The sequence below is a fragment of the Streptomyces sp. NPDC024017 genome (assembly GCF_040638895.1).
Taxonomy (GTDB): domain Bacteria; phylum Actinomycetota; class Actinomycetes; order Streptomycetales; family Streptomycetaceae; genus Streptomyces.
On record NZ_JBEZYZ010000023.1, the window covers coordinates 55,780 to 81,434 of the forward strand.

Below are 25,655 nucleotides of genomic sequence, written 5' to 3' on the forward strand. Positions count from 1 at the left end.
TCATGACGACTCCGACACCGTCCGGCACCGTCCTGTCCACGAGCCCGTGGCGGCTCGACGCGGAGCGCCGTCTGCTCGCGCGGGCCCTGGCCGAGTCGGTGGTGACCGAGGTGGCCGCGGAGGAGCTCCCGCTCTTCGAGCGGCGGGCCCGGAGCCACTTCCGCCCCCGGCTGTGGCGCCGTAGGCCCTTGTCGGTGGACATCCTCGGGCTGCCGACCGACGCGGTGACGCCCGCGGCGCTGTCGGCGGCGGTCGGGGTGCTCGGGGTGATGTCGGCCGAGTTGGTGAGCAGGCTGACCTCGCGCCTCGTGGGCCGGGTGGCGCGGCGTCGGCGACGGGCCGAGGTGGAGCCGCCCGAGCCCGCCGCACCCGCCGTGCCGGCGGCGGCGGAACTGGCCCGCTGGCGCGCGGCCGCGCTGTCGGGCGCCCTGCGTCATGTCTCCGAGCAGCGGGCCGAACGGGTCGCCGACTCCGTGCTGGCGGAGCTCGTCCGCATGCTGGCCACGGACACGACGGACGCCACGGACACTGGGGACCCAGCCCCAGATACAGACACAGAGGGAGACGGTTCAGCGGCGACCGGGCGCTGACGTGTTCGCACGGGCCCTCCTCTTCTGTGCCGCCCTAGCCGCCGCCGCCGTCACGATCGCCTTTCCGGCCACCACCAGCCAGGAGAAGGCCAAGTCCGAGGCCTACAGCCTGTGTTGGCCGGGCGCGCTCAGGTCGTTCCAGTTGACCCTGCCGATGTCCCCGGTGGAACGCGAGATCCTTCGCCAGGCCCCGGTGTGGCCCCCGCAACCGGTACCGGATGGGCACGGACCTGCCCTGAAGCGGTACTTGGAGGAGCACTGCCCGCAGCCTGCTGAGCCGCGGGACGAGTCGCGGGTGGGGCTGGCGCTGGGGATTCTGGGGGTGGGGGGCTTCGTCCTGTACTGGCTCAGCCCGTACCGGCAGATCCTCTTCCGCCGCCTGCTGCGACTGCGCCCGGGATCCGGCTACCGGCCGGACCTCGCCGACGCGGTGCTCCGGCTGGCAGGCGACGCCGGGGTCACCGTCCACGGGGTGTGGCTGAACGCCGACGACTACACCAAGAACGCGGTGGCATTCGGGCACTGGCGGCGTCGGCACATCGAGCTCGCGAGCGGCATGGAGAAGCTGTTCGACGAGGATCGAGGCACCTTCGAGGTCGTCGTCCGTCATGAGCTCGGCCACATCCGCCACCGCGACCTCGACCTCACCCACGGCGTCACCGCGCTGTGGGGCGCCTTCCTCGTACTGCTCGCCGTCGCCTTCTGCTTCGCCGTGTTCGGTGACGCCGGGGAAGGCGCGTACCTGCTGCGGCTCTCCTTCCATCTGGCTCTGCTCGCCTGCCTGTTGTACGCGGCCCGCAACGCCTTCCTGCAGTCCAGGGAACTGCACGCCGACGCGTTCGCCGTACGGGGCGGTCCCACCGGAACGGGCCGGGGGGACGAACGGCGACGGAGGCTGGACACCTTCTTCGTCGATCTGGCCGCCGGACGCGGCGGAAGCGGTCTGCCGTTCGCCACCCACCCCGCCCTCCAGCGCCGCCGGGCGGTCCTGTGCAACCCCGACCTCGCGGGTGAACTCGGTGTGTGGGACGCCGCGTTGACGGGCTGTGTCGCTCTGCTGGCCGTGAACCTGCTGCTGGGCGACAGCTTCAACATCATGCTGTCCGGGTTGCGCCTGGGCTTCCTGGAGCTCAAGACGCTGCGCCCGGTCTACGCCTGGCTGGCGCTGCCCCTGCTCCTGCCCGCCGGTGCCGTCCTCGGCACCGGCATCCGGCACACGGTCGCCGCGTGGGGCGGTGCGCGCGGTGGGCGCGCCGTGGTGGGGCGGCTCGCGCTGCTCGCCCTGGGGCTGTTCGTGGGGCTGTGCGCCGGGTGCGCGCTGCATCCGAGCCAGACGTTCGGCGACCGGTCCGTGCAGTTGCGCAGTATGTGGTGGAGCCCTGTCACTGACGCCCTCGGGCTCGGCCTCGCGCTGACGGCGGCGCTGTCGGTCCTGGCGCTCGCCCTGTTCGCCCTCGCCTGCGTCGCTGTGTGCGGACCACGGGTGGCGTCCTGGTGGGCGGGCGCGTACGGCGTGCTCGTCACGGCGGCCTGGTTCCCGACGGCCCTTCCCGGCGCGGGCGTCCCGTACGTCCGCACCGTGGTGGTCGGGGTCGCTCTGCTCAGCGGCGTGGTGCTGCCGTTCCTGCGCGGCCGGCCGGGTCAGCCGTCCGTTCCCGTTCTGCTGATCCCGGAGGAGCCGGTGACGCGGACCGAGGCTCCGGCCGTGAGGGGGCCGCGGCTCCTGCTGCCCCATGCCGTCACCGCCGCCACGACGTTCGGGGCGGCGGCCGCCGTGGCCCGCCTCCTCGTGAAGACCCCCGAGACGCCGCTCGCCCTCGTCGCCGCCCTGGGCCTGGTCTGCTACGTCGCCGTCCTCGTCGGCGCGGCCGCCGCCCCGCACGACGCGGAGTTCCGGCGCCGGGTCCGGTACGCGGTGGTGTGTCTCGCCGTGGGTGCGGGCGCGTGCTTCCTCCTGTTCACGGGGAGCAGCCTCCTGGGCTTGCTGCCGGGTGTGCTGCTCTGCGTGGCCGCGGCCGGTGTGGCGGTGGCTGGCCGTATCTCCGCGGCCGCTGTCTACGCCGTACGCCACCACCGCGCCGCGGCGACGGCCTCGCGCGTCCCCCCCCCCGCAGCCGCGTGAGCCCGGCGAACGGACCCGGCGCACCGCGGGGCGGCACCGCTGACGGGAGCTTTCTAGGTCAGTCGAGGATGCGCAGGTCGATGTCGGGCTGGCAGTGGGGGCAGGCGGGGAGCCCGGAGGCCAGGAGGCGGCGGGCTCGTCGCGGTTGATGGCGCGGCGACGGTTGCCCGCGGCGTAGCAGTCGCCGGCGTGGACCTGGACGGGCGGCCGGTGCCGATGCCGAGCTGGACGATCCACTCCGGTCGGGCGGGCCGGACGCGCCGAGCGTGTTCCCGTTCGGCTTCGCGCCGCTGAAGCTCGGCGATCTTGTTGTCGATGCGTGCCAGCCACATGGCGTGCCACACCCTCAGGGTGAGCAAACGCTCCAGGTCAGGTGGGGACCCACGCATGCTGCGCCGCCTCCGCGCCCGCACGGCCTGACTGCGTCAGGTAATTGAACGCCCCTGGGTAGGCAACCGACTCCCGTGCCTACCTACTGGTGGAGCCTCTAAGCGTCAGTGTCGTCGGCCTCCCGCAGGGGCGCGGTGTCCAGGGCCTCGACCACGGCCGCGATCGTCGCCGGGTCCGCATCGGGCGGCAGCTCCACCGTCGTGCCGCCCCGCCTGAGCACGATCGGTCCCGCACCGGGCGGCCGGGTGGCGGCGAACCAGCGGTGCATACTGTCGACGAAGGCGGGCAGGGCCAACGCGCTGGCCAGCGCTATGCCGATGACATCGGTGACATCGCCCAACGTATCCGCGTCCGCCTCCGGGTCGGCGGGTTGCTCGCCGCCTGCCCAGCGCAGCCGTATCCGGCCGCGCAACGGTCCGTCCTGGCTCAGCCATCGGTGCATACTGCGGGCGGCTTCGGGGGTCTCGGCGGCGATCTGCAGGTCATGGCCGGGCATGGCGTCGCTCCTCGGGCAGGTCGGTCGGCGGCCGCCTTTCCGCGCGCCGCCACGGGTTGGTCGTGATCGGGATACGGTCTCCTGAACTGCGCACCTGTCGCTGCGGCACGGGCCAGCCCCGGGCCAGGCAGATCTGGCGCGCCCCCTGGAACAGGGCCTCCGCGTCCAGGATCGCGGGGCCGTTCGGCAGCCCGTCCGCAAGGACCTCCAGCAGCGCCCCGGTGAAGGCGGTGAAGCGGTCGCCCGCGCGGGAGACCTCCGTGGCCGCCGACGAGGCCATGACATAACTGCCCTCGATGACGGCGGGCACGGGCCCGGACCCGGCGAGCACGTCGAGGGCGGCTCCGCTGAAGCAGCAGTCGAGCACGACGAGTCGACGGGAGACGGCGCTGTAGGCGATCTGGTCGCGTATCTGGGCGAAGTCGAGGTACGAGTGCGGAGTGTGGGGGCGGGAGTCGGCGGTCGACAGCAGCAGTTGACCGGACACGGGCGACACGGCGCCGTGGCCCACGTAGAAGAAGAACAGGGTCCCGTCGCCGAGCGCGGCCCGGTCGATCGTGGCGTCGAGGGCGTCGAGGATCTCGCGCGGATCGGTCGGGTTGTCCAGGACCCGTATTGCCGCGGCCGGGAGCCCCACACGAGGCGAGAGGAGCACCTCGCGCAGAGCGGCCAAGCTCTGGGCGGCCGAGGGAACGTCCGGCTGCGACTGGTAGGTGTGCACCGCCGTCAGGAGCGCCGCGCCGCGCGACCAGCCGGGGGGCGGGCCCGGCTCCGTGTCACCAGGAGGGGCCGCCTCGGCTCTCGGCGCCTGCCCGGACTGCCTGGACGGTGCGTCCCCGGCGCCGTCCAGCCTGCCCGGGAACGGCGGCGGGCGGTGAGGTCGTCGGGGCGGAACCACCGCACGCAGCAGCACCCGGCGCGCCTCCTGCGGATCCAGCCCCACCAGGGACGGTGTCACCAGGGCCCGGAACAGAGGCGGCGGTTCCGTGTCGTCCACGCGGAGCGGTATGAGCCGCTCTCCGGAAGCGAACACCGCCGTCCACTCCAGGACGACGTCCCGCAGGGGCTCGTAGTAGGCGGCGGACAGCAGCGCGATCACCCGCGAGCCGCGCAGGGCGGCGTCGATCCGCTGGATCGCGTTGTCTCCGGCGGACCGCTCCCAGCGGTCGAGGCGGACCTGGTACCCCGCCGCGTCGAGCTCCCAGGCGATCCACTCCGCCCACCCCGTGTCGTCCGGCGCGTAGCTGATGTAGAGCGGGGGCGATGACGTGTCGTCGTCCTGTTCCACCACGTCCGCCACGCGCCCCCCCGTTTCCCGAGCCGCACCGGTCAGGCGGGGTCTGCCCCGCGTCGGATTCGGACGGTTCCGGTCATTGCCATGGCTCCGGTGGCCGGGTCGCCACGGGCCCCGTAGCGTGTGACGGCGACTTGCGGCACGCCTACCGCGAGCCGGTCCACCGCTGAGCCGGGGAAGCCAGGATGTTCCAGAATACTCGTCAGTCGGACAGCGCACAGTACAAGTTCGGGGACAGCGACATCGCCGCCGAGCGTCTGGCGACCGTGGCCGAGGTCTTCGAACCGAGCAGCGCCGAGTTCCTGCGGCGGTCGGTTCCGCCCGGCATCCGACTCGCGGTCGACCTCGGCTGCGGACCGGGCCACTCCACCCGGCTGATCGCCGCTGCCGCGCCGGGCTGCCGGGTCGTGGGGCTGGACAGCTCCGACTCCTTCCTCGCGCGCGCCGCGGGCGGCGGCCAGGCCGGGGGCGTCGAGTTCCTGCGACACGACGTCCGGGCCACCCCGCTCCCGGTCCAGGCGCCCGACCTGCTCTACTCCCGGCTACTCCTGGCCCATCTCCGCGACCCGCAGGCCGTCGTGGTGCGCTGGGCAGCGGAACTCGCCCCGAGCGGCCGACTGCTCCTCGAGGAGGTGGAGAACATCGCGTCGGACCACCCGGTCGCCGCCGACTACCAGAGCGTGGTCGACGGAATGTTGGCGCGCCATGGGCAGCGCATCCAGATCGGCTGTGCGCTCTCCCTGATGGAGGACCCGCCGGGGACCACCGGACGGGAGGACCGCCTGGTGACCGTACGGCCCGCATCCCGCCAGGTGGGCCGGATGTTCGCGCTCAACCTGCGGGCGTGGAGCGCCGATCCGTACGTCACCGCCACCTTCGCTGCCGACTGGCTCAACCGCCTCCAGCAGCGGCTCGACGAGGCCGCGAACGGAGGGTATGAACTCCCCGTGGAGTGGACAATGAGGCAGATGTTGTTCACGACATGACAAATCGTCAGAACGGCGGCGGGGGACTGGAGTGTGGAGCGGTTGACGAGGGGCGACTTCTACATCAGCTACCACCCTGCGGATCTCGCCTGGGCGGAGTGGATCGCCTGGCGGCTGGAGGCGGACGGCTACCGCACGGTCGTCCAGGACTGGGATCTCAGGCCTGGCGAGAACCTCATCCGGCGGCGCAACGAAGCCCTTGAGCAGTGCCACTTCACCATGGCGGTGGTCAGCGCGGCCTACCTCGCGGCCCCCCAGAGCTCCGACGACTGGACCGCCGCCTTCCTCCAGGACGCCGAAGGACGCGAGCGGCTGATCTGCGTCCTGGTCGACGACTCCCCACTGCCCGCGCTGCTGCGCTCCCGCTACGCGATCGATCTCGCCGCCGCCGACGGCGACGAGGACGCGGCCGGAGCCCTGCTGCGCGGGGTGCGTTCGAAACGGGGCAAGCCCACCGTCGCACCGCCCTTCCCCCAGCGCGACACCCCGGCGCCGCGCCTCCCCGCCCAGCCCCCGCACATCTTCGAAGTCCCTCCGCGCAACCCCAACTTCACCGGACGGCTGGACCTACTGCGTCATCTGGCCGACCGGCTCGACAGCGCGGCCACCGTGGTGCAGGCCGCCCTCCACGGGCTGGGCGGGATCGGCAAGACCCAGGTCGCCATCGAGTACGCCCACCGCTACGCCCCCGCGTACGACATCGTCTGGTGGGTGGCCGCGGAGCAGCCAGCCGTGCTGCTGGCCGGCCTTGCCGCACTCGGCGCCCGCCTCGACATCAAGGTGACGGGCGACCAGCAGCACGAACTGCACGCCCTCCACAGCGAACTGCGGCGCCGAGGCCGCTGGCTGATCATCTTCGACAACGCGGAGGACCCGGAGCTGCTGTACCCGCTCCTCCCCTCCGGCGGCCATGTGCTGATCACCTCCCGCAACCCGGACTGGGCGGGCCTGGCGGAACCGGTCGCCCTGCACGTCCTGAACGACAGGGAGGCCACGACCTTCCTCGCCAAAAGGCTCCGGAACACCCGGCCCGAACACCACGCGGAGCTGGCGGCCGAACTGGGCAACCTGCCGCTTGCCCTGGAGCAGGGCGCGGCCTACATCGACGCGACCCAGATCTCCTTATCCGACTACCTCCGCCTGCTGCGCTCCAGCACCCTGGACGCCTTCCTCACTCGACCGCCGCTCGGCTACCCCCGTACCGTGTCCGGCGCGTGGGTGCTCTCACTCGACCGCATCCAAGACGAATCCGAGGACGCCCACCATCTGCTGACGTTCTGCTCCTTCCTCGCCCCCGACGGCATCCCGCGCAAGTTGCTGCGCACCGGGTCGGCGGGGCTGCCCCGGCGACTGCGCCGCGCCACCTCCTCCGCACGCGGCGACCACATGGCCGTGGCCGCGCTCCGCCGCTACTCCCTGATCGACGCCTCGCCGGACGACCTGGCGCTGCACCGGCTGGTGCAGTGGGTCGTGCGGCAGCGGGCCGAGGACTCGCCGTGGCCACCGCGGACAGTGGTGGCGGAGGCCGTCGGCTGGCTGCTGCTGATCTTCCCGGCCGAGAGCGGCGAACCGCGGCACGGGCCCCTGTGCGAGCGCCTGCTGCCCCATGTCTTGGCTGTCCGGGAGCACGCTGCCGACTACGGCGTCTCCGGACCGGAACTAGCGACGCTGCTGGAGCGGGCGGCGGTCTTCCTGCACGCGGCGGCCCGCCTGACGGCCGCGCGCGAGCTCTTCGAGGCCGCGACCGCGATCTGGGCGACCGCGTCGGATGAGGATTCCCGGCGTCCGCAGGCGGCCCTGCGCGCCGACCTCCACTACGGGCGGCTGCTCCACGACCTCGGAGAGATCCCGCAGGCAAGAAAGATCTTCGAGCGGGCCGAACGCCGACTGCGCGCCGTCGCGGCCGACGCTGCGCCGCCGCAGATGGTCACCGTACTGACCGATCTGGGGCGACTCCTCCAGGAGGAGGGCGATCTCCGCGGGGCGAAACTCCGGATCGAGGAGGTCGTCTCCCTCGTGGCGACCACCGACATCCCCGTGGCGGAGCTGGCCAGAGCCTACGGGTGCCTCGGCCGTATCGAACAGGACCTCGGCAACATGCCGGCCGCCCGCCTCGGGTACGAGAAGGCGCTGGCGCTGAGCGTCGAGGCCTTCGGCGAGTCCGACAGCCGGGCCGCGCTGCGCCGCAACAGCCTCGCCGGAGCGCTGCACCTCACCGGCCGGATCGACGAGGCCATGGTCCAGCTGTCGACGGCGCTCGCCGCGCTGGAAGCGGTGTACGGGGCCGACCACGATCGGACGGTGGCGGTACGGCTGAACCTCGCCGCCGCGCTGCATGCCAAGGGCCGGTACGAGCAGGCCCACGAGAACTACCGGCACGCGGAGCGGATATGCGCCCAGCTCGGCCTGGAGAAGGACCCTCGGGTGGCGATGATCCGCACGGGCCTCGGTGCTCTGCTGCACGACAGCGCGGATCTGGAAGGGGCGCTGGAGCAGCACCGGCAGGCGCTCGCCCTCGGCCGCGCGCAGTACGAGCCGGGCCATCCGCGCATGGTGGTGATGGGCGCGAACGCCGCCGCGACGCTGGAACGCGCCGATGCCCTGGAAGAAGCGCGGGAGCTCACGGCCTCGGCCCTAGAGAGCGCCGTACGGCTTTACGGCCCCTCGCACCCGCGCGTCGCGGCGGTCCGCGCCACCTGGGGCGTCCTGCTGGGCAGGCTTGCGGAACCCGATGCGGCCTGGGCCGAGGAGAGCCGCGCGCTAGAGGACTCCGTGGGGGTCTACGGGCGGACGCACAGCCGGGTGGCCGTGATCGAGAACAACCTCGGCTGCTTGGTCTTCGCCGCTGCCTCCTCTGCCTCTCCGGAAGGAGGGAGTGCGCCTGAGCACTTCGCCCGCGCCGTGGAGATCGCCGAGGCCGCCTACGGGGTCGGCCACCCGCGGACGCTGGTGATCCGCCAGAACGCCGCCGGGCGCCGGGTTGGACGGCCGCCGCAGCCGCTGTTCATCCCGCTCCACATTCATCAGCAGGCGACGACGATCGACCGTTAAGAGGCGGTGTCGGCAGATGGCCGGCTCCCGCGTCAGTGGTGTGATCGCCTGGTGGCGGCGGATGGACATGTACGTCGGCCACCGGGCCTCGACGCAACACGCTTTTTCGTCCGTCACCGAAGACTGCACTTGTTCGTCACCGTGGTGGCCGCCCACGCCCACTGGGCCGAGATCCTGGCCAAGGCCGCACTCATCGCCGGCACCGACGCCGGACCACAACTGCTTGCCGAGCACGGCCCGGTTACCCCGCCGGCGTGCAGCACCGCGTTGCTGACCAGCTCCGAGACCACCAGCAGCACCGCGTTCCCAGCGCTGCCGCCGTCCGGCGCAGCAACCAGCAAGAAGCCGCGGGCCACCTCCGTGGCCTGCTCAGCCGTCCGCACGCTGCCGTCATCGGCAGGCTCCTGGCCCTTTTCAGGTGGATCGAATGCACGGTTTTGCAGCTGCTCGAAGGCGAGCCGTCCCGCGGCGTCCCATACGACCAGTTCGCCGTCCATCGCGGTCGCGCCCGGCAGCTGCGCGGCACCGGCCAAATCTCCGGAAACGCCGGAAGCATCTGAGTGCCGCGCCTGGAGCGCAGCACCACCCGGCCCGCGTCGACGGAGACGAGAGCCCGAAATCCGTCCCACTTCGGCTCCGCAGCACAGCCAGGCCGCAGATCAGGCACGGACACGGGGGTGGTCAGCATCGGCTCCGGCAGCCGTCCACGTCACGCACCATGCCTTCCACCCAGCCCATCGGCCGCCAGGGTGACCGCCATGACCGGTCTTGGTCGGGCCCGTGGTCGGGCGCGAGCGGAACCCCCGACCATGCCGTCCCCGGCGGCGTCCACGGCTGGTCAGCCGGTCACCGGGGCAAGCTCGCCCTCCGCTTGTTTCCCCGGGTCGAGTTCCTGCCGCAGGTCCAGGAAGCAGCGCAGCCGCACGCCCGGCTCGCCGGGATCCCGGGTTGTACGATCCGCCGGCGCGATCCCCCAGCGCGCGGCGAGCAACTCCTGGACCGCGAACGCGGTCTCATCATCCGCGGCCGCAACCTAAGCCGTAGTCCTTCAGGCGTCTTCGGGCTTTATGATCACGGGCAAGGTGGGGTCGTAGCACAGAGGTAATGCGTCGCGATGACATCTCGGAGGACGTCGGTTCGAATCCGACCGCCCGCCCCCTTATCGTCCATGCGCGAGCGCGGCGTCGGCCACCTCCTCCGTGGCGCTCGGCGCGGTCGGCTCGGCCCCGGTGAAGCGGCCGCGGCGGACCGCGCTCCCCAACAGCGGTCTCCTAAATCGCTACGAGCGGCGGATTCCGCGAGATTCACGAATCCCCGCCGGCCCTCCGGGGCCTCGTGGAAAGCTGTGCGAACAGGGCCGCGGGTCAACCCGTGCGCCTCGCGGTCCTGAATGCCGCGAAGACGGCCACTGGGGGAGAGATGCGTGACGAGGACATCGTGTCGGCGGCCCGCGCCCTGCGCAAAGGATCACCTGATCTCTGGTCCGACGCGGGCGGCCGTGCTGACATGGTCGACGCCTTGCTCCGGCTCGCCGAGGCCGGGGAACGGGTCGGCGATGAACTCCTTGTGCTGCTCACGTCGGATGCCTCGCTCCGCGAGGAGCTGAGCGCCCTCCTGTTGGCCGACGAGGACACGTACCGCCAGGTGTCGGGAAACGGCGGCTACGCGCCACTGGCCGGACACGGTGCCCCGTCGGCCGAGATGCTGTACCACTGTCCGGCCTGCGACTACACCTACCCGGTCTTCGAAGCGGGCGAGCCGGTGCCCGAAGGGTGCCCGGACGGGCACGGCCCTCTCGTCCTCTCGGGGTGATGTCTCTTGTTCACCCCGCTCTGGTCGGGTCTCGGCGGCAAGCTGGGAGAGCGATGGGGGCCGCTGTTGACCTCCCCCGCACTGGGGTTCTGGACGGGCGGGGTGCTGGCCTGGGCAGGGGGGCACGGCGGCCTCACCGGGCCCGAGTCAGGCTGGCACGCACTCCGGCATGCGTGGAGCCTGAACATGGGCGGCCTGTCGGCCACAGCCCAGGCCCTGATGGCGGTCCTCGCCGTGCTCGTGGTGGCGGCGTCGGCGCGGCTCGGCGAGGCCCTGACGCTGCCCGTACTGCGCCTGCTGGAGGGGTATTGGCCCCGGTGGACGTCCCCGGTCCGGGCGGTCCTCGTCAGGGCGCGGGCGAAGTCCATCGATCGGAGGGCCGAACGATGGCGGCAACTTGCCCGCAATCGCACCCGGTTGGCGCCCGACGAGTACGCCGAGTTCACCGCGCTGAACCAGGCGCGGGCGTGGGTTCCTCCGGTGCCGCGGGACCGGATGCCGACCGGACTGGGCGACGCCCTCAAGGCCGCAGAATCCCGGCCCCGCCTCCGGTACGGCATGGAAGCCGCGGTGTGCTGGCCCCATCTGTGGCTGTCCCTGCCTGAGCAGGCCCAGGCCGAGGTCGCCGCGGCCCGTGCTCGGCTGGACGAGGCCGCCCGCCTCTGGATGTGGAGCCTGCTTCTGGTCGTGTGGACCGTTTTCACCTGGTGGGTCCTGCCTGTCGCATGGCTGGGGGCCATCGTCGGCTACCGGCTGGCACGCGCGGAGGCGATGCAGTACGGCCAACTCGTCCAGGCGAGCTTCGACCTCTACCGCAAGGACCTGTACGAGCGTCTTGGCTGGGAGCTGCCCACGGATCCCTCTCGTGCGTACGAGACGGGCCGGCGCCTGACGGCATACCTGGAGCGCGGACCGCTACTGGACGAGACGACCAGGGGGCACGAGTGAGAACGGAACGTGTGCGCGATGCCGAGGACTGGCTGGGGTGGCCTCCTATCCCCCGGCCTCCGGTCCGTTTCCATGCCCCTCTCGCCGCAGCGGGGCGTGCGCTCGCGGACTACGTCAACGGCGACCGCTCAGCCCGGCATCGACTCGCGGAAGCCCTTGACGAGGTGGTGAACCACCACCGCTTTCAGGCTGGCCCCCTGCCCTTCCGGGTGGCCGTGCTCACGCGAGCGGGCATCGCCCGCAATTGGTGCGGAGTGGGCGAGTCGAGCGATGCGGACCTGCTGGCGGCCTGCCGACTCCTCACCGCCGGGATCCGCGTGGCCCCGGCGGGAGGCTCGGAGCAGGCATGGCTCGAATATGGCCTAGGGAACACCCTGGTCAACCTGTATCAGCGGGTGGGCGACGAGGACGTGCTCGGCGAGGCCCTGGACCATGCCCGGCGCAGCGTCGTCTGCGCCGAGAAGGACCGGAGACTGGCCGCACTGTGCCGGGCAGGGCTGGCGCGGGCACTGGGCATCCGCTTCCAGCTCCACGGCGACCCAGCGGTGCTGACGGAAGCCGTGGCACACGCGGAGTGGTCGGTGACCATAGCCGGAGCCACACAGCTCGGCCACCGGTTCAGGTTCATCCTGGCCGAACTGCTCTCGACGAGGTACGACGTGAGCGGAAGTCTCGGCGACCTCCACCGCGCCATCGAGTTGCTGCGCGCCGCGGGCGAGAGCCGGGACTACGTCATGGCGCCGAGGACGGGCAACGCGTCCCGCGGAACACTGGGCGGTCTGCTGCGGCGACTGTTCCTGCGGACGCGGGACCGGGCCGTACTGGACGAGGCGGTCCGGTTGCTGACGGACGAGGCCGGGGGCGACGACTCCAGGGCCGATCCCGTGAGCCTGAGCCTCCTGGGCAACGCCCTGCTCACGCGCTACCAGAGCTTCGGCGACAGGACCGACCTGCTCAGAGCGGTCGACCTGCAGATGAAAGCCCTCGGCGCCCGCCCGGCCGGCGACTGGCAGCTCGCCTCCGGCCACAACAACGCTGGCAACGCCCTCGCCGCCGCCTGGCGCGCCACCGGTGACGACCAGTTGGGGGCGGCTGCCGTCGCGTACTATCGCACCGCTCTCGCTCTGACAGCGCAGAGCGCTCCCGAAAGGGCTTCCCGCGCCTACAACCTCGGCTCGACCTTACAGGCCCGACGTGCTGTCGACGGTAGCGCCGAACCGGTCGCGGAAGCCGTTGCCGCCTACCGGGACGCCGTCGGTCACGGTCTGGACAACTCCCTGGAGTGGGCACTCGCCGCGGCCCGGGGATGGGGCGACTGGGCTGTGGCGCGCGGCTGCTGGGACGAGGCCTGCGAGGCGTATGGGAGCGGCCTCGAAGCCACCCGGCGACTGTTTCGGACCCAGCTTCTCCGCGAGGACAAGGAGACGTGGCTCTCCGATTCCCAGGGCCTGCCCTCGGAGGCCGCTTACGCGCTAGTGCGCGCCGGCCGGTGGACGGAGGCGATCGAGGCACTGGAAGCCGGCCGGAGCATGCTGCTGTCGGAGGTCTTGGAAGCCGACCGGACCGGACTCGACCGGCTCCCCGAGAAGGGCCGCGCGGACCTGCTGGACCGGTACCGCGCCACCACGACTGCCTTGGAGGAGGCGATGCGCGCCGGCGCCGACCCGGGGACGCTCCGACGCCTCCGCGAAGCGGTCGACAGCGTGGTCGCGGACATCCGCGCGGTCGAGGGCTATAGACGCTTCCTCGCCCCACCGGTCTTCGCGGACGTCCGCCGGGCCGTACCGCGGGGTGCCGCCCTCATCTACCTGGCGGCCGCACGACCGGCCGGAGTCGGAGTCGTGGTGGATTGCAGCGGCCGGGTCGGCGCCGTGGAACTTCCCTCGCTGACCACCGAAGCGGCCGAGCGCCACGTTCGCCTGGTGACGGAGTCGAGACGGACGGCGGCCGAGCAGGCGGGCGCGTGGAAGGGTGCCCTCGACGCCGTCACCCGTTGGGCGTGGTCGGCCGTTCTCGCTCCCGTACTACCCCTCGTCGGCGAGGCCGAGGAACTGATCGTCGTGGCGTCCGGGACACTCGGGCTGCTCCCGCTGCACGCGGCCTGGCGGCCGGCACCGGAGGTCCCGGGCGCACGCCACCATCTGCTGGACGAGCGGACCGTGCGGTACGTCCCCAACGCCCGGGCGCTTGAGGTCACGCGCCGCATCGCGGCCCGGACGTGCACCGATCGCGTCCTCGTCGCCGCCGACCCCCGGCCAACCTCCTTGCCACCCATCGGCTACGCGCACACCGAGGCCGCGTGGGCCCGCCGCTGGTTCCCCGAGGGGCACATCCTGCGCGGGAAGGACGCCACGTCAGCGGCCGTGGCGTCCGCCATGTCGCGGACCCACGTCCACCACTTCATCTGCCACGGCCGTTCCGACACGCAGCGTCCCCTGGAAAGCGCGCTCGTCCTGGCCCGCGACCAAAAACTGACCTTGCGCGACATCCTGGCCCTGCGCCTCGGCCAGCCCGGTTCCGGCGTCGGCGCGCGGCTGACCGTCCTCGCGGCATGCGACACCGACCAGCCCGGCACATCGCTTCCCGATGAGGCCGTGTCCCTGCCGAGCGGCCTCATCCAGGCAGGGGTCGCCGGAGTCATCGCCACCCAATGGGCGGTCCGCAGTGAGGCGATGAGCCTGCTTACGGCACGCTTCTACCAATTATGGCGGACGGAAGGGAAGGAGCCCACCCTCGCCCTGCGCCTCGCCCAGCTATGGCTGAGGGACACGACCAATCAGGAGAAGATCCAGGACCTGGCTCCCGCCGTGACACCGTCCATCGGGGACGACGACCTCGCTCCACTGGTGCGAAGCCTGCGACTCCGTGATCCCGACGCACGCCCGTACGCGCATCCCGCGGACTGGGCTGCTCTCAGCTATCACGGGTCGTGAGCCGTCGACGTGAACGCCGTCGCCGGGAGGAAGAGGCCAAGGCGGCCTAACAGCATTAGGTACGTCGGCTGTTGCTGTCACCCCGCTGACCCCGCAGGGGCTCGTGCCTCGATGGCGCTGATCGCTGACCATACCTGCCGCCCTGTGGCTGCGGTGAGAAACCGAGTCCCTCCACTCATGCCCAACGCATGCCGATGCGGGTGTGAACGACCTCACGGCCGACGAGCAGACCGCATGGCAGAAGCTGTTTGCGGCGGAAAGCCGGGGACCCGGGCACGACCAAGGCCCCCGGCTCTGACCGGGAGGGAGTCACCTGGGAGCTAGCGAGTCGGTTGCCTGGCCCGCGAAGGCCCAGGCCGGAACCGGTCGAGCGCGACCGGGTTCCGCGAGTACGTCTCCGGAGAGGCGTGGGTGTAGGCGCTCCAAACTGCGTAGGCGGACGACGTACCCCGAGCCCGTCGGCCTTATCGGGCCAGACGAGCCGTCAGAGTCCAGTACCCGACCGCCTGTAGGGTCCTCAGCGTCACAGTTATGCCGGTAACAGTGACGACGAAAGGCCCCTCAGGTGAGGGGCCGTTTCTATAGGAGAGGGCGGGCGTGGTCGCGCGGTCCACCGACGACAACGACCAACCCGCCCCCCACACCTCGTCACCGCAACATCGGGCCCGCGCCTGCCCATGAAGCAATCGCCCTGGTGGGAGATGACGGACGCCCGAAAAAAAGATCTTGTAGGAGGTGTCAAGAGAACCGGCCCCCGGGCCCTCTCCAGTCATGTACGGCCGCGGCCCCGCCCCGGGCGCTGAGGAGCCGCACACTGGAGGAGGTTGCTCAGTGGAGTTCGTCGCCATCGCGCTGTTCGTGGCCGGTGCCCTCACCCCCGCGCTCACGCGGCTGCTGAACAGCGTGGCCTACCGCAATCGCGCCAGCGGCAAGGCCGAGATCATCCGTGCCCAGCACGCGGCGCGGGAGGTGCCGGAGCGCACGGCTTCGGGGAAGCGGGGGAAGCGGCATGGCTGACACGCAGACGACGCAGTCCGTGAACGCCGCCGCCCTGGCCGCGGTGTTCCGCAATGAGGCGCCACGCATGACCGCTCTGGCAGCCCGCCTGCTGCGCGAGAGCGAGATCCCCGAGTGCGTGGTCGGAGCCGAGGACGTGGTGCAAACCGCCTTTGAGAAGGTCCTGGGCGTACAGGGCGTCCTGACCGAGCCGCGCGCGTACGTCTACACGACGCTGCGCCGTGAAGTGTCCTCCTGGGCGGTCCGGCTGGGCCGGGAACGGCAATGGGAGATCGCTCGGCGAGCCGAGCTGCGCACGTCGCCGGCGCACGGCCGGGACATCGCCGCGACCGTCACCGATCGCATCATCGTCCGGGACGGCATCCGCAGCCTGCCCGGGCAGCAGGCCGCGGCCGTGGTGGCGACCAAGATGTACGGCTTCACCCAGCACGAGACGGCGCAGCTGACCGGCAGACGTCCCGGCACGGTGGCCGTGCACGTTGCACGAGCCGTCGCCACACTCCTGCTCTGCCTGACCCCGGTGGCGTTCATCGTCTTGCTGGGACTGTGGTGGGGCATCTCCCGGGTGCTGCCTTTTGTCGCGGTCGGCGTCGGAATCCTCGGCGCCGCTGGGGCCGCTGGGATGAGTGTCACTCTCGCCCGGGGAAGCGGCCCTTCTCGGGTGGAGCGGGCAGTGCGAGTGATCCAAGACGTTCGGAAGTACCGCGCTGGTCGCTGACGCGTTGCCGGGCGGACGGCGAGCGCACCGTCCGCCCGGCGAGGCGATGGCAGCAACGAGACGGACTCCCGCCTGCCGCCATCCCTCTGACTCATGGATCCCGGATAAGCTCCGTAGCGGGGAACCAGACGGCACAAAGTGCGGCGGCCCTGCGCCCAGCTCGGGACTGGCTCCCACGAGGTCCTCTTCGAAGCCACCGTCGATTCGCTGCGCCGCGTCTTCGCCGCTCCGGACGACGTTGCCGGCATCGCCGAAGGACTCGTGCGCCACTGGCGCATCCCCGCGGGCGAGTACGGGGCGGAGTGGGGAACGGGCATCCGAGGCGCGGAAGTCGATCGAGGCGTTCCACCAGCTCGGAGGCACGTAGGCCCTACGGCCAGCCTCATCTTCTGGAAGCCCGCAGGGTGGTTTCGCGGCGAAGTCCCGGCTGCGTCACGGGCGTTGTCAGTGCCGTGGTCTACGGTCGTGGGGTCCCGGCAAGGGGCCGTTGTGCTCTCGCCTGGCCTTACGGCTGGCCAGGCGAGAGCGGCATGGCCCGCTTCCCCCCTTTGACGGGTTGGCACGGGGGCGGGCCCTTCCGGATGGAAGGCCGACACCAACGGCGTCATGTTCTATTGACGTCTCTTCGACGTGCAATTGCAAGGAAATCCGGGAACTTCCACCCGTCCGCGCGCCTGCTTGCGCTTTCTGATCGGCGATGTCCTGACGGTGTGCCCAAGGGCGGTCCGGTGATCGCCATTGTTCCGTGATTCCTTGATCACGTGGCGTAGCAACTGCCCCTCTGGCCATGCTGGTTCACCTCCCGGGCACGGCGGTGTGGCACCCGCCCGCCCGGGGTGCGCGGCGGCCTTCTTCGGATGGGGCCGCCGGATCCCTGAGGCCGACCTCCCGACAGCAGAGGAACCTGCATGAAGACGCGTCAGATAGTCGTCATCACGGTCACGGCGACGGTGTTCGCCTGGAGCACCGTGCTGGTCGCCGTCGGCGAGACAGCCGCGGTGGCCGGGCTCGCCCCGGCCCTCGCCCTGACCGTGCAGCAGATCGTGCACGCCTCCCGCTCCCACCCCGCGCCCAGCACCGGAAACCGCCTGGACGCGACCACGGACAAGGAGGACGACGCACCGTGATCACTCCTGCCGAGCCGCCGGCATCACCCGGCAGACCGGGCCGCAAGCTCGGACCGATCGCCCCCACCGTCGGCAGCGCCCACCGGGCCTGGCTGGACCCGATGCGCCAGAACTACCTCGCCAGCGGCCTGACCCTGAACGACCTCAGCACCCGCGTCCGCTTCGCCAAGTCCAAGCTCTCCGAACTCTTGCGCGGCGTGGGCCTCTACCCCCGCTGGGAGATCGTCTACCTACTGGCCACCGAGCTGGGCATGCCGAACTGGCCCCTCTACCAGCTGTGGTGCCAGGCCGCCTACGAGGCCCACAAGAGCAGCGAGTGAGGGGCAGTCACTCGCCGAAGAGCGGCACCGAGGCGACGTCGACGTCGGCGCGGACGCGGTGTGCCCGGGCTGGGTGCCGCCACCGCCCGGCCGCGTTCCTGGCGACGTCGACCGCCACCTCCATCACGATGTCGGGCTGGACCAGGTGCACGCCCAGGGCGCGCGCTGCGTTCCCCACCCCGCGCTGAACGTCCATCCTTCCCAGGGGTGCGAGTCAGCGGGCGGGGTGAGCAGCTCGGCGAGGGCACGGCCGACGGCCCGGGACAGCGTGGGGCTGCGGCCGGTGTATCGCAGGCGCCCGGCACGGTCGTAGCGGCCCAGCAGGACTGTCCGGGGCGCGGCCAGAGAGCCGGTGACCGCGCCCACGATGGCCTCGGTGGTGACCGCACCTTGTACTTCCGCCACGAGCGCACCGGCAGGTACGGCTCATCGAGCCGCTTGAAGCACAGCCCCTCCAGCCCTCCAGCCCTGCCGCCGTCCACGTCAGCCACTGCGCCGCGACGGCCGATCGATGGTCGACAGGCACAGCGTCAGCGGCGCCGCCAGGCCGCGCTCGGCGAACAGCGCCTCAAGCGCTGCGCGCCGCCGCCGGTACGCCCAGCAGCCGCTCCCGGAGTCCAGTGGTGCCCTCGATGGCGGCCGCAAGCTCCGCGGCGCCGGCCCCCGCCGGTGCGCAGCGGGGCAATCCCGTACAGAGCGCCGCTCCGGGGTGTAAGGGCGGGTCCCGGTCCGGCGCTGCTGACGGCGCCGAAGGGGCGCGGCAAAGAGTGCGGACGATGACGGTGGGGAGGCCACGCTCGGCTGCGTACTTGTCCTTCAGCGAAAACCGCAGGGTGGTTCCCCTGTGCGACACGCTCATCAACTACCGCGCAAGTGAACGAACGCCGGGGCAGCGAGGCGCTGATGTTCAACTTCGCTGGCCTGCCATGACTTGATCTGGTCAACTTGTCACATGTCCGTGGACCAGTCCAGGGTTGCCGAGGTCATGGCCGTCGCCTTCGGGTCCGGCTTCCGTGTCGCCCCACGCCTGGTGCTGACCTCTGGGCATGTCACAGGGCCCGTCAGTGACCGGCCTTTACGGTTGCGCTTCCTCGACGACGACACGGTCGTCGAGGGCCGAGTGGTGTGGCAGCGTGACGACTCCAGGCTTGATGCGGCGCTCATCGAACTGGACGGTGCGGAACCGGCCCAGCGGCCACCCGTCCGATTCGGACGGTTCACCGGCAGTTCCCGGCGAGCGGGCTGTGAAATCTGGGGTTTCCCGCGCGGCCTGCGGCGGCCCTTCCGCGAGGTCGTCCAGCTGGCCGGGACGATCAACCCCGGCACGTTAGGCATCGGCCGCAGGCACCAAATAACCCTGTCCGACGCCGTGCCCCGCAAAGGGGTGGAAGCAGACCGGTCCCCGTGGCAGGGAGTCTCCGGCGGCCCTGTCTTCAGCGACGACGGTCTGCTGATCGGGATCGTCGAACACGACCCGGTGGAGTACGACTCCGACGTCCTGGAAGCCGTCCCGCTGGCCGAACTCATCCGCGACCCAGGGTTCCGCGAGACGGTCGAGCGGCACCTTGACGGCCCGCTCCGGCTGGAGTCCGTCGAGTTGGCGGGGCTGCTCGCACAGCCGGTTCCACAACCCCTGAACTCACCCGGCTTCCTGATCCGGGCCGAAACGGAAGCCGTGCGGTTCCGCGGCCGGACCGGGATCCTGGACGACCTCACCACATGGTGCACGGGCACCGGGACGTCGGTGCGCCTGCTCACGGGCCCCGGCGGCCGGGGCAAGACCCGCCTGGCCCGCAGGCTGGCAAGTCGCCTGCCGACCCGTGAATGGGTGTGCGGATTCGTCGGACGCGGCCCGGTCGGAGCGTCGGAGGCACGAGCACTCACCGATGTACGCGTGCCCACCCTCCTGATCGTCGACTACGCCGAGACACGCGTGGAAGCCGTCCAGGCGCTGCTGAGTGCCGCGGCCGCGAACCCGTCCGGCGCCCCCATCCGCATCCTGCTCATCGCCAGGGCTGCCGGCGACTGGTGGCGCAGCCTGTGCAGGGGGTCAGAGGAGGGCCGGGCGCTGTGCACCCCCGAGCCGACGATCCTTGCCGCGCTGGAAGAGTCACCCGACGGCCGCAGGACTGCCTTCGAAGAGGCGCTGAGCGACTTCGCCGCCCTCCTGGGCCGTGTCGACGGCTACGGCGGCCAGGACTGGCGGTCACTCGCCGCCGGGATCAGCGTCCCCGACCTCACGGACGGTTCCTACCACTCCGTCCTCGCTCTTCACATGACCGCGCTCACCGCGCTGCTCCAGACCGGAGCGCAGCCGCCGCACGTCGGTCCAGGATCGTCGGCCGCCGACATCCTGCTCGCCCACGAAGAGACGTACTGGGAACGCACCGCACGCTCCAGGGACCTCTCCCTGGACGCGGAGCTGAAGCGGAGGGCGGTGGCCGCGGCCGCACTGTGCGGAGCACCCGACGAGACTTCCGCGCGCGCCCTGCTGAAACAAGTGGTCGGCCTGCGCGATGCAACGGAGGCCACCACCACAGCAGTGGCTGGCTGGCTGGCTGCCGTCTACCCGGCACCACCGGGCACCTTCTTCGGGCCGCTCCAGCCTGATGTGCTCGGTGAGCATCTCATCGGCGAGGTGACCGCCCGCAGCGAGGAATTCTTGCTGTCGCTGCTGCCCGCGGCAGTAGAGGACCAAACCGCGCAGGCACTGCACGTCCTGAGCAGGGCCTGCGCCCATCAGGATCATCTGCCCAAGCTGCTGAAGGTGTTGCTCACCGCGCACCCCGACGCACTGGCGGACGCCGCCGTGCGCGTCGCCCCCCAGGCCCAGCATCCCCAGCCTCTTATCGACGCTTTGGAGAGCGCGGCGACGAGCGCGACGACGCCCCTCGCCGTCATCGAGCGGGTCGAGGCACTGATTCCCCAGGAGACCGGCTTCCTCGCCGGGTGTGCGGTCGCCTTCGCCCGCCGCGCCGCGGTCGACAACCTGTTGCAGGTCGGGGAAGACGCGGCCGCCTTCCAACAGGCCCTCGAGCGGGTACTGACGCTCGCGGACCGCCTCTCACATGTCGGACGGCACGCGGAAGCGGCAGCACATACGGCTGAGGTAGCGCACACCGTGGGGAAACAGCTCGCCGTCGCCGTCGCCGACGCCGACGCCGACGCCGACAGTCCCTTCACCGACATCCATTGGTTGTTGCTGGGCATGGCGGCTCTAGGGCGGCACGCCGACGCTCTGTCGCACTGTGGTGAGCACGACTCTGCAGTGACGAAGATGAGAGTAGTCGTCGAGATCGGCCGCAGACTCCCGCAGGGCATCGGATTCGCACGACTAGGCCTGGCGGTGGCGCTCGGGGCCCTAGCCCGGCTGCTGAGCCTGAGCGGGGAACACGTCGAGGCCGAGGCGAACGCGAGGGAAGCGGTCGAGTTGCTGCGGCAGCTCGTCGCCGACAGCCCACTGCTCGCCGACAGCCCACTGCTCGCCGACAAGCTCGCAGCGGCGCAGATGCGACTGGGGTCTGTGCTGTTCGGGGCGGGACGCTTCGCCGAGGCGGCACAGGCACGACGCGAGGCGGAACAACTTTTGACGGAGCTGGGATCCGAGCATCCGCAACCGCTACTCCGGCTCGCCTCCGTCAAGACCGAGCTGGCCTGGGCTTCCGAAACCGAAGGACGGTCTCAGGAGGCCCACGAAGCCCTGCGTGAGTCCGCCGAAATCTATGAGCGACTCGCCGACTCCCACCCGGACATTGGGCTTTCCTACCACGTCTCGGCGCAGCAGCGTCTCGCCGAGTATCTAGTCAGCCGGGTGGCCGCACCGGAGCAGGCCATCCCGGAGTTGGAACGGGCTGCCGTGGCGGCCCGGCAGCTAGCCCGGACCGCCACACCAGCGCGTCTGGGCGCCTTGGGAGCCGTCCTGTTCCGACTTGTCACCCTGCGCTTCGTGACCGGCCAGATGGCCGACTCCGAGCCATGGGTACAGGAGTGCGTCGAGGTCCACCGCAGGCTGCTGGGCATGAATGCCGATGATGACGCGTCGCTGAGCCGTGCCCTCAGTACCTCCCTTGTCCACCTCGGCGACCTCGCATTCGACGGCGGACGCGTCGACAGCGCGGCTGACTCCTACATGGAGTCCGCCAGTCTCGTCCTTGTCCTCTCGCACCCCACGCAGCAGGACCTCGTAAGGCTGAACGCCGCGGTGGCTCCGTTCGCCAGACTCGTCCTGCTGGACCGGACTCTGCTCGCCCGGGCCTTGGACCTCGCGGAGCGGGCGCTGGCCCTCGCCCGGACCTGGGCCGCCGAGCAGGATGGGGACGTCGGCAGCAGAGCGCTCGCCTCGTCACTTCTCCATGCTGCGGCGCTGCGGCACCAGGACGGGCAGCAGGCGAACGCACTCTCAGCCGTCGACGAGGCACTCTCCATAATCCGTGCCCGGTCGGCGGCCGGCGAGCAAGAGGCGAGCATGCTCGCCGCACTCGTCGCTCGCGCGGCATATCTGGAACAACCGGACGAGGGAGCTCCTGAGGTTGAGACATCCGCCGAATACATCGCTGCCTGCCGCCAGGCATACGACGAGGCGGTCCAGTACGTCCGTCGTGCCCGCCCCCAGGTCCTGGAGCCGTTCGTGGCGACGGCAGTGCTCGCGGCCAGGGCCATGGGGCCCTTCCCTCTACTGAGTGACGCCATGCGGGTCCTGGCCGATGCGGTGCGCACCTCCCGGGCAGCTACGTCCGTACTGGACAGCATGCCACTCCTGCTCGCAACCGCGGACGGGGAACCAAACAGCCCGGCACGCGACGCCCTCATCAGCGCCGCCCTGGACGTGTTCGCGGCCCTGGCGGAAGCTCCTGACGGGCCCGACGAACCCCACATCGCACTACTCAGCATCACCGCGGGCATCATCGACGCGGCCGATCACGGCAATGCCCGCCAGGCAGCCCGTGTCCTGACGCGGCATGTGATCCGCGCGGGCACGGCCCCCACCGAGGAGGTCCGCCGCTGGTCCGCCATGGCGCACCTAGCGTACGGCCTCGCCGCGGAGCCGCGGTCGCCGCAGGCTCAGGAGGAGACCATGGGGGAGGTAGAGGAAGCCGTCCGTTCGCTGCTGCCGCTGGCCGACGGCGCGCCGCAGAGCTACCTGCAGGCCATCGTATGGACCCTCGACCTCGTCTACCGATGGTCCCGCAGCGTCAGAGACGAGGAACGGGTGGCGGTGCTGTCGCCGTACGTGGCGTCCGTACATGCCCGGCTGCAAAGCGGCGATGGCATGCACGAGCACGCGACGTGCCGCGTGGTGGCCCTCGCGGAGATGGTTCGGACACACCTTATGAACGCGCGGCTAGCCAAGGCCGAGCTGCTTCTCGAAGAGGCCGCCGAGCTGGGTCGGGGCGTGTCCGACCGGTTGCCAGATTTGTATCCAGCGTTGCTCCAGCAGCTCATCGCGGTGAAAGTGAACCTGGATCATGAGGTGCCGCCTGCTCTGTGGCGCGCGTGCGTGGACGCACACGGCGGGCGCCTCGACGTGCTGGTAGAAGCGGCCGGCTACCTGGCGGAGCGCGAACCACCGGAGGCAGCACTCCCCTTTTATGAAGAATGGGCGGCTGCTTGCCCAGTTACCGAGGGCGAGGCGGGCCAGTTGCACGTGCACGTCGTCCTGGTCGCATACCTGGCACGTCTGGGCCGGGACGCTGACGCCATTGCTGCTGGGGCGGCGCCACTGCGCCGGGCTCGCGAACTCGCAGCGCAGGGCGACGCAGTGGCCCGATGGGTGCTGGCGGATTTGGGCGCGCTGCTCATCGGCTGCCATTGTGCGCGCGAGGAGCTTGACGAGTTGCTTGCGCTGGCCGACGAGGTGCTCCCGCTGCTGCGAGACCCCGCCGCCCGGCCGTCCGCTCAACGCGGGTTGCTCGTCGAGGTGCTGCTCGACTCGGCCTGGGCGCTCACTCAGCTCGACCGGCCACGGCTGGCTGCCGACCGGCTGGTAGAGGCACATCTGCTAGCACGGGCGGACGGCGACCTGGCTGCGCACGACGAGGACGCTCGTGAGAATCTGGCCCTGCTCTTCGCATGCGATCCCGATGCGGCGCGAGAGAGCTGGCAGGCGGCGAGCGATGACCCACTGCCTGACTGGCTGCAGACGCCTCAGGAATAGGACGGCCTAGGACGCAGTGACCCTTCTGTATCGCCCACTTCGGGGCGGCGGCCGGTCGCCGCCATCTTCGGCGTCAGGGTCACCTTGACCGCTTGCGTGGTCTCGTTCGTCAGCTCCGCCTTCGCGCCCGCCTCCACCACCCACAGCTTGACCTTGGCACCGCTCTCCCCGGTGAGGCCGACCTGGACGGTGAACTCTAGCTCCACGGTATCGACTTCGAAGAGGACATCCTTGTCGGCCGTGCGCCGGGCAAGCGCTGAAAGCTGCTCGCGAACGCTCTCGATGGCATCGGTTAGCTCGACTTTGCGCATTCTGCGAGTCTGTTGCGCTGGCCGGAAGGCGTCAACCCCGCATCCTAGCGTGGCAGCACCGGATGCGATGTGCCGGTTTGGTGTCAGTGAGTCAGCGCCCAGCGCGTAGGCGACGACGACCACTCCTAAGACGAGCACGGTGATCCCGCCGGCCTTGCGCCGCGTCCCGCTCGCATGCGCGGGTGTCGCTGAGGCGAGGGGTAGTTGGTGTGCGGGGTGGTGTGTTGGGGGTGGATTGAGAAGTGGGTTTGGTGGTGTGAGGGCTGTGATCTGGGATTGTGTGGGTCTCGGTGGGAGTGGGCGGGACGTTGTGGGTAGCTTCTGCGTCTAAGGGCTGGGCTAGCGTTTTGCCTGTTCAGGAGTGTTTTGCCTGGTCAGGGTGCGTTGATGCGTGGGTGCTGTTGTGTCAGAGGCGGTCGTCGGTGAAGAAGTAGGGGCCGTTGCTGATTTGCCATCCTTCGCGTTCTGCGGTCTTGGCTACCTCGGTGATGGTTTGGGTCCGTTGTTCTTCGGAGACGCCGGGGAGGACCTTGTCGTAGACGGCAGGGTCGTCGAGGAGGCGGACGAGGATGGGTTCGGAGCGGTGGGCGTACAGTCCGCAGAAGCTTGGGTAGAACTGCGCGTTCGGCGCGGTCACGGTGATGGCCGCCCTGGTCGGCGCCATCCTCGCCCGATAACCCGGCCCGCCCAGCCCGAGCGGAGCACCGGGGACCCGGCGGACCGGGCCGGTACTGCCCCGCAGGGGTCTCCCAGGGAAGCAATTGGCGCGCCCGACGCCCCTTGACCAAGCCTCAGACGTGCTCTCTTCCAGGCCGGCGGTCGTGGGGTGCTCTGAGGGGGCAGCACTCCGACCACGCCTCTGCGGGCACGGTGACCACTTGCGCGCGCTCGACAAACGAGCGAAACACGTCACCGCTCGTGAATGCCCGGAAAATGGGGCTAATGACTGATCCTCGCCTAAAAACGGGGCCGCCCTCTTAAAGCCTGGACAGCGTCCGGGGTCTGGTTCCAGAGTTCATCTGGGTCTGCAGTTTGATGCACGGGGATGGGCTGGTTATCCAATCGCTACACAGGCACATGACCTGATGCAGGGTCACCCGCCCCGGCCACCCCCTCTCCTCACTGCTCGGGCCGTAGGCCCGTTGGCCGTCCCGCGCAGCGGGGCCGGCCGGTGGCTGGAGCGCAGCGGAAGCCGCCCTCACGGGGCCGAAGGCCCCGGAGCTCCGGGAGCGCAGCGGACGGAGCGTCACCGGCCCGGCGCAGCCGGGCCGGTGGGCTGCTCGCGCAGCGAGCAGCAGCGCTCACGCGGAGCGGGAGCGCAACACCCGCGCGCAGCGCGGGTGTTCGCTTGCACATCGCGCAGCGATGTGGTACCCGCTCCGCGGG

19 protein-coding genes and 1 pseudogene are annotated in these 25,655 nt (G+C 70.8%); 12 read left to right on the plus strand and 8 right to left on the minus strand.

Annotated elements, in window-relative coordinates; translation table 11 throughout:
- Positions 1–2 precede the first annotated feature (2 nt).
- Both AB0G20_RS38045 and AB0G20_RS38050 read left to right on the plus strand, forming a co-directional pair.
- Complete coding sequence (locus tag AB0G20_RS38045; protein WP_358524252.1) at positions 3–590, plus strand: hypothetical protein; 588 nt, start codon at positions 3–5, stop codon at positions 588–590.
- A 1-nt stretch (position 591) separates the two neighbouring features.
- The gene (locus tag AB0G20_RS38050) at positions 592–2,712 is read left to right on the plus strand and encodes a M48 family metalloprotease (RefSeq protein WP_361311054.1); all 2,121 of its coding nucleotides are present in this window, start codon (positions 592–594) and stop codon (positions 2,710–2,712) included.
- A gap of 487 nt (positions 2,713–3,199) precedes the next feature.
- Here AB0G20_RS38050 and AB0G20_RS38055 read toward each other — a convergent pair whose 3' ends face one another.
- Positions 3,200–3,598 carry a hypothetical protein gene (locus AB0G20_RS38055; protein WP_361311057.1) on the minus strand — a complete coding sequence of 133 codons (399 nt, stop codon included), beginning with the start codon at positions 3,596–3,598 and terminating at the stop codon, positions 3,200–3,202.
- The gene (locus AB0G20_RS38060; protein WP_361311059.1) at positions 3,585–4,898 is read right to left on the minus strand and encodes a toll/interleukin-1 receptor domain-containing protein; all 1,314 of its coding nucleotides are present in this window, start codon (positions 4,896–4,898) and stop codon (positions 3,585–3,587) included. The genes AB0G20_RS38055 and AB0G20_RS38060 overlap by 14 nt, the downstream gene beginning before the upstream one ends.
- A 179-nt stretch (positions 4,899–5,077) precedes the next feature.
- On the opposite strand from AB0G20_RS38060, the gene AB0G20_RS38065 reads away from it, so the two are divergent.
- Positions 5,078–5,878, plus strand: a complete 801-nt coding sequence (locus tag AB0G20_RS38065) for a class I SAM-dependent methyltransferase (RefSeq protein WP_361311061.1) — start codon at positions 5,078–5,080, stop codon at positions 5,876–5,878.
- Positions 5,879–5,911: 33 nt separating this feature from the next.
- Positions 5,912–8,929 (plus strand): FxSxx-COOH system tetratricopeptide repeat protein, encoded by a 3,018-nt coding sequence (fxsT, locus tag AB0G20_RS38070; protein WP_361311063.1) that lies wholly within the window; start codon positions 5,912–5,914, stop codon positions 8,927–8,929.
- A gap of 113 nt (positions 8,930–9,042) precedes the next feature.
- Here the strand turns inward: fxsT and AB0G20_RS38075 are convergent, their stop codons facing one another.
- Together AB0G20_RS38075 and AB0G20_RS38080 are read right to left on the minus strand one after the other, a co-directional pair.
- Positions 9,043–9,426: a hypothetical protein gene (locus tag AB0G20_RS38075; RefSeq protein ID WP_361311065.1), complete on the minus strand. Its 384-nt coding sequence runs from the start codon at positions 9,424–9,426 to the stop codon at positions 9,043–9,045.
- A gap of 341 nt (positions 9,427–9,767) precedes the next feature.
- Positions 9,768–9,950: pseudogene (locus AB0G20_RS38080) on the minus strand (DUF6207 family protein); the annotation flags it as partial.
- 398 nt (positions 9,951–10,348) lie between these two features.
- Here AB0G20_RS38080 and AB0G20_RS38085 point away from each other — a divergent pair.
- The 7 genes from AB0G20_RS38085 to AB0G20_RS38115 all read left to right on the plus strand — a co-directional run bounded on the left by AB0G20_RS38085 (position 10,349) and on the right by AB0G20_RS38115 (position 17,804).
- A complete protein-coding gene (locus AB0G20_RS38085; RefSeq protein WP_361311067.1) occupies positions 10,349–10,741 on the plus strand; it encodes a hypothetical protein in 393 nt (130 codons plus the stop codon).
- 6 nt (positions 10,742–10,747) lie between these two features.
- Positions 10,748–11,689 carry a hypothetical protein gene (locus tag AB0G20_RS38090; protein ID WP_361311069.1) on the plus strand — a complete coding sequence of 314 codons (942 nt, stop codon included), beginning with the start codon at positions 10,748–10,750 and terminating at the stop codon, positions 11,687–11,689.
- Positions 11,690–11,904: 215 nt separating this feature from the next.
- Positions 11,905–14,622 (plus strand): CHAT domain-containing protein, encoded by a 2,718-nt coding sequence (locus tag AB0G20_RS38095; RefSeq protein ID WP_361311071.1) that lies wholly within the window; start codon positions 11,905–11,907, stop codon positions 14,620–14,622.
- 831 nt (positions 14,623–15,453) lie between these two features.
- The gene (locus tag AB0G20_RS38100; RefSeq protein WP_361311073.1) at positions 15,454–15,639 is read left to right on the plus strand and encodes a hypothetical protein; all 186 of its coding nucleotides are present in this window, start codon (positions 15,454–15,456) and stop codon (positions 15,637–15,639) included.
- 19 nt (positions 15,640–15,658) lie between these two features.
- Positions 15,659–16,357, plus strand: a complete 699-nt coding sequence (locus AB0G20_RS38105; RefSeq protein ID WP_361311075.1) for a sigma factor-like helix-turn-helix DNA-binding protein — start codon at positions 15,659–15,661, stop codon at positions 16,355–16,357.
- A gap of 908 nt (positions 16,358–17,265) precedes the next feature.
- Positions 17,266–17,484 (plus strand): hypothetical protein, encoded by a 219-nt coding sequence (locus tag AB0G20_RS38110; protein WP_361311077.1) that lies wholly within the window; start codon positions 17,266–17,268, stop codon positions 17,482–17,484.
- A complete protein-coding gene (locus AB0G20_RS38115) occupies positions 17,481–17,804 on the plus strand; it encodes a hypothetical protein (RefSeq protein WP_361311080.1) in 324 nt (107 codons plus the stop codon). Before AB0G20_RS38110 ends, AB0G20_RS38115 begins: the two co-directional genes overlap by 4 nt.
- A 7-nt stretch (positions 17,805–17,811) precedes the next feature.
- On the opposite strand, the gene AB0G20_RS38120 is transcribed toward AB0G20_RS38115, so the two are convergent.
- Complete coding sequence (locus AB0G20_RS38120) at positions 17,812–17,928, minus strand: ATP-dependent DNA ligase (RefSeq protein WP_361311106.1); 117 nt, start codon at positions 17,926–17,928, stop codon at positions 17,812–17,814.
- Positions 17,928–18,209, minus strand: a complete 282-nt coding sequence (locus tag AB0G20_RS38125; protein WP_361311083.1) for a hypothetical protein — start codon at positions 18,207–18,209, stop codon at positions 17,928–17,930. The genes AB0G20_RS38120 and AB0G20_RS38125 overlap by 1 nt, the downstream gene beginning before the upstream one ends.
- A gap of 547 nt (positions 18,210–18,756) precedes the next feature.
- Here AB0G20_RS38125 and AB0G20_RS38130 point away from each other — a divergent pair.
- Positions 18,757–23,958, plus strand: a complete 5,202-nt coding sequence (locus tag AB0G20_RS38130) for a trypsin-like peptidase domain-containing protein (protein ID WP_361311085.1) — start codon at positions 18,757–18,759, stop codon at positions 23,956–23,958.
- On the opposite strand, the gene AB0G20_RS38135 is transcribed toward AB0G20_RS38130, so the two are convergent.
- Entirely contained in the window at positions 23,949–24,269 is a 321-nt protein-coding gene (locus AB0G20_RS38135; RefSeq protein WP_361311088.1) for a trypco2 family protein, read from the minus strand. The two genes, AB0G20_RS38130 and AB0G20_RS38135, sit on opposite strands and share 10 nt — an antisense overlap.
- Before the next feature lie 406 nt (positions 24,270–24,675).
- On the minus strand, positions 24,676–24,933 hold the full coding sequence (locus AB0G20_RS38140) for a hypothetical protein (protein ID WP_361311091.1): 258 nt from the start codon (positions 24,931–24,933) through the stop codon (positions 24,676–24,678).
- Positions 24,934–25,655: the final 722 nt, after the last annotated feature.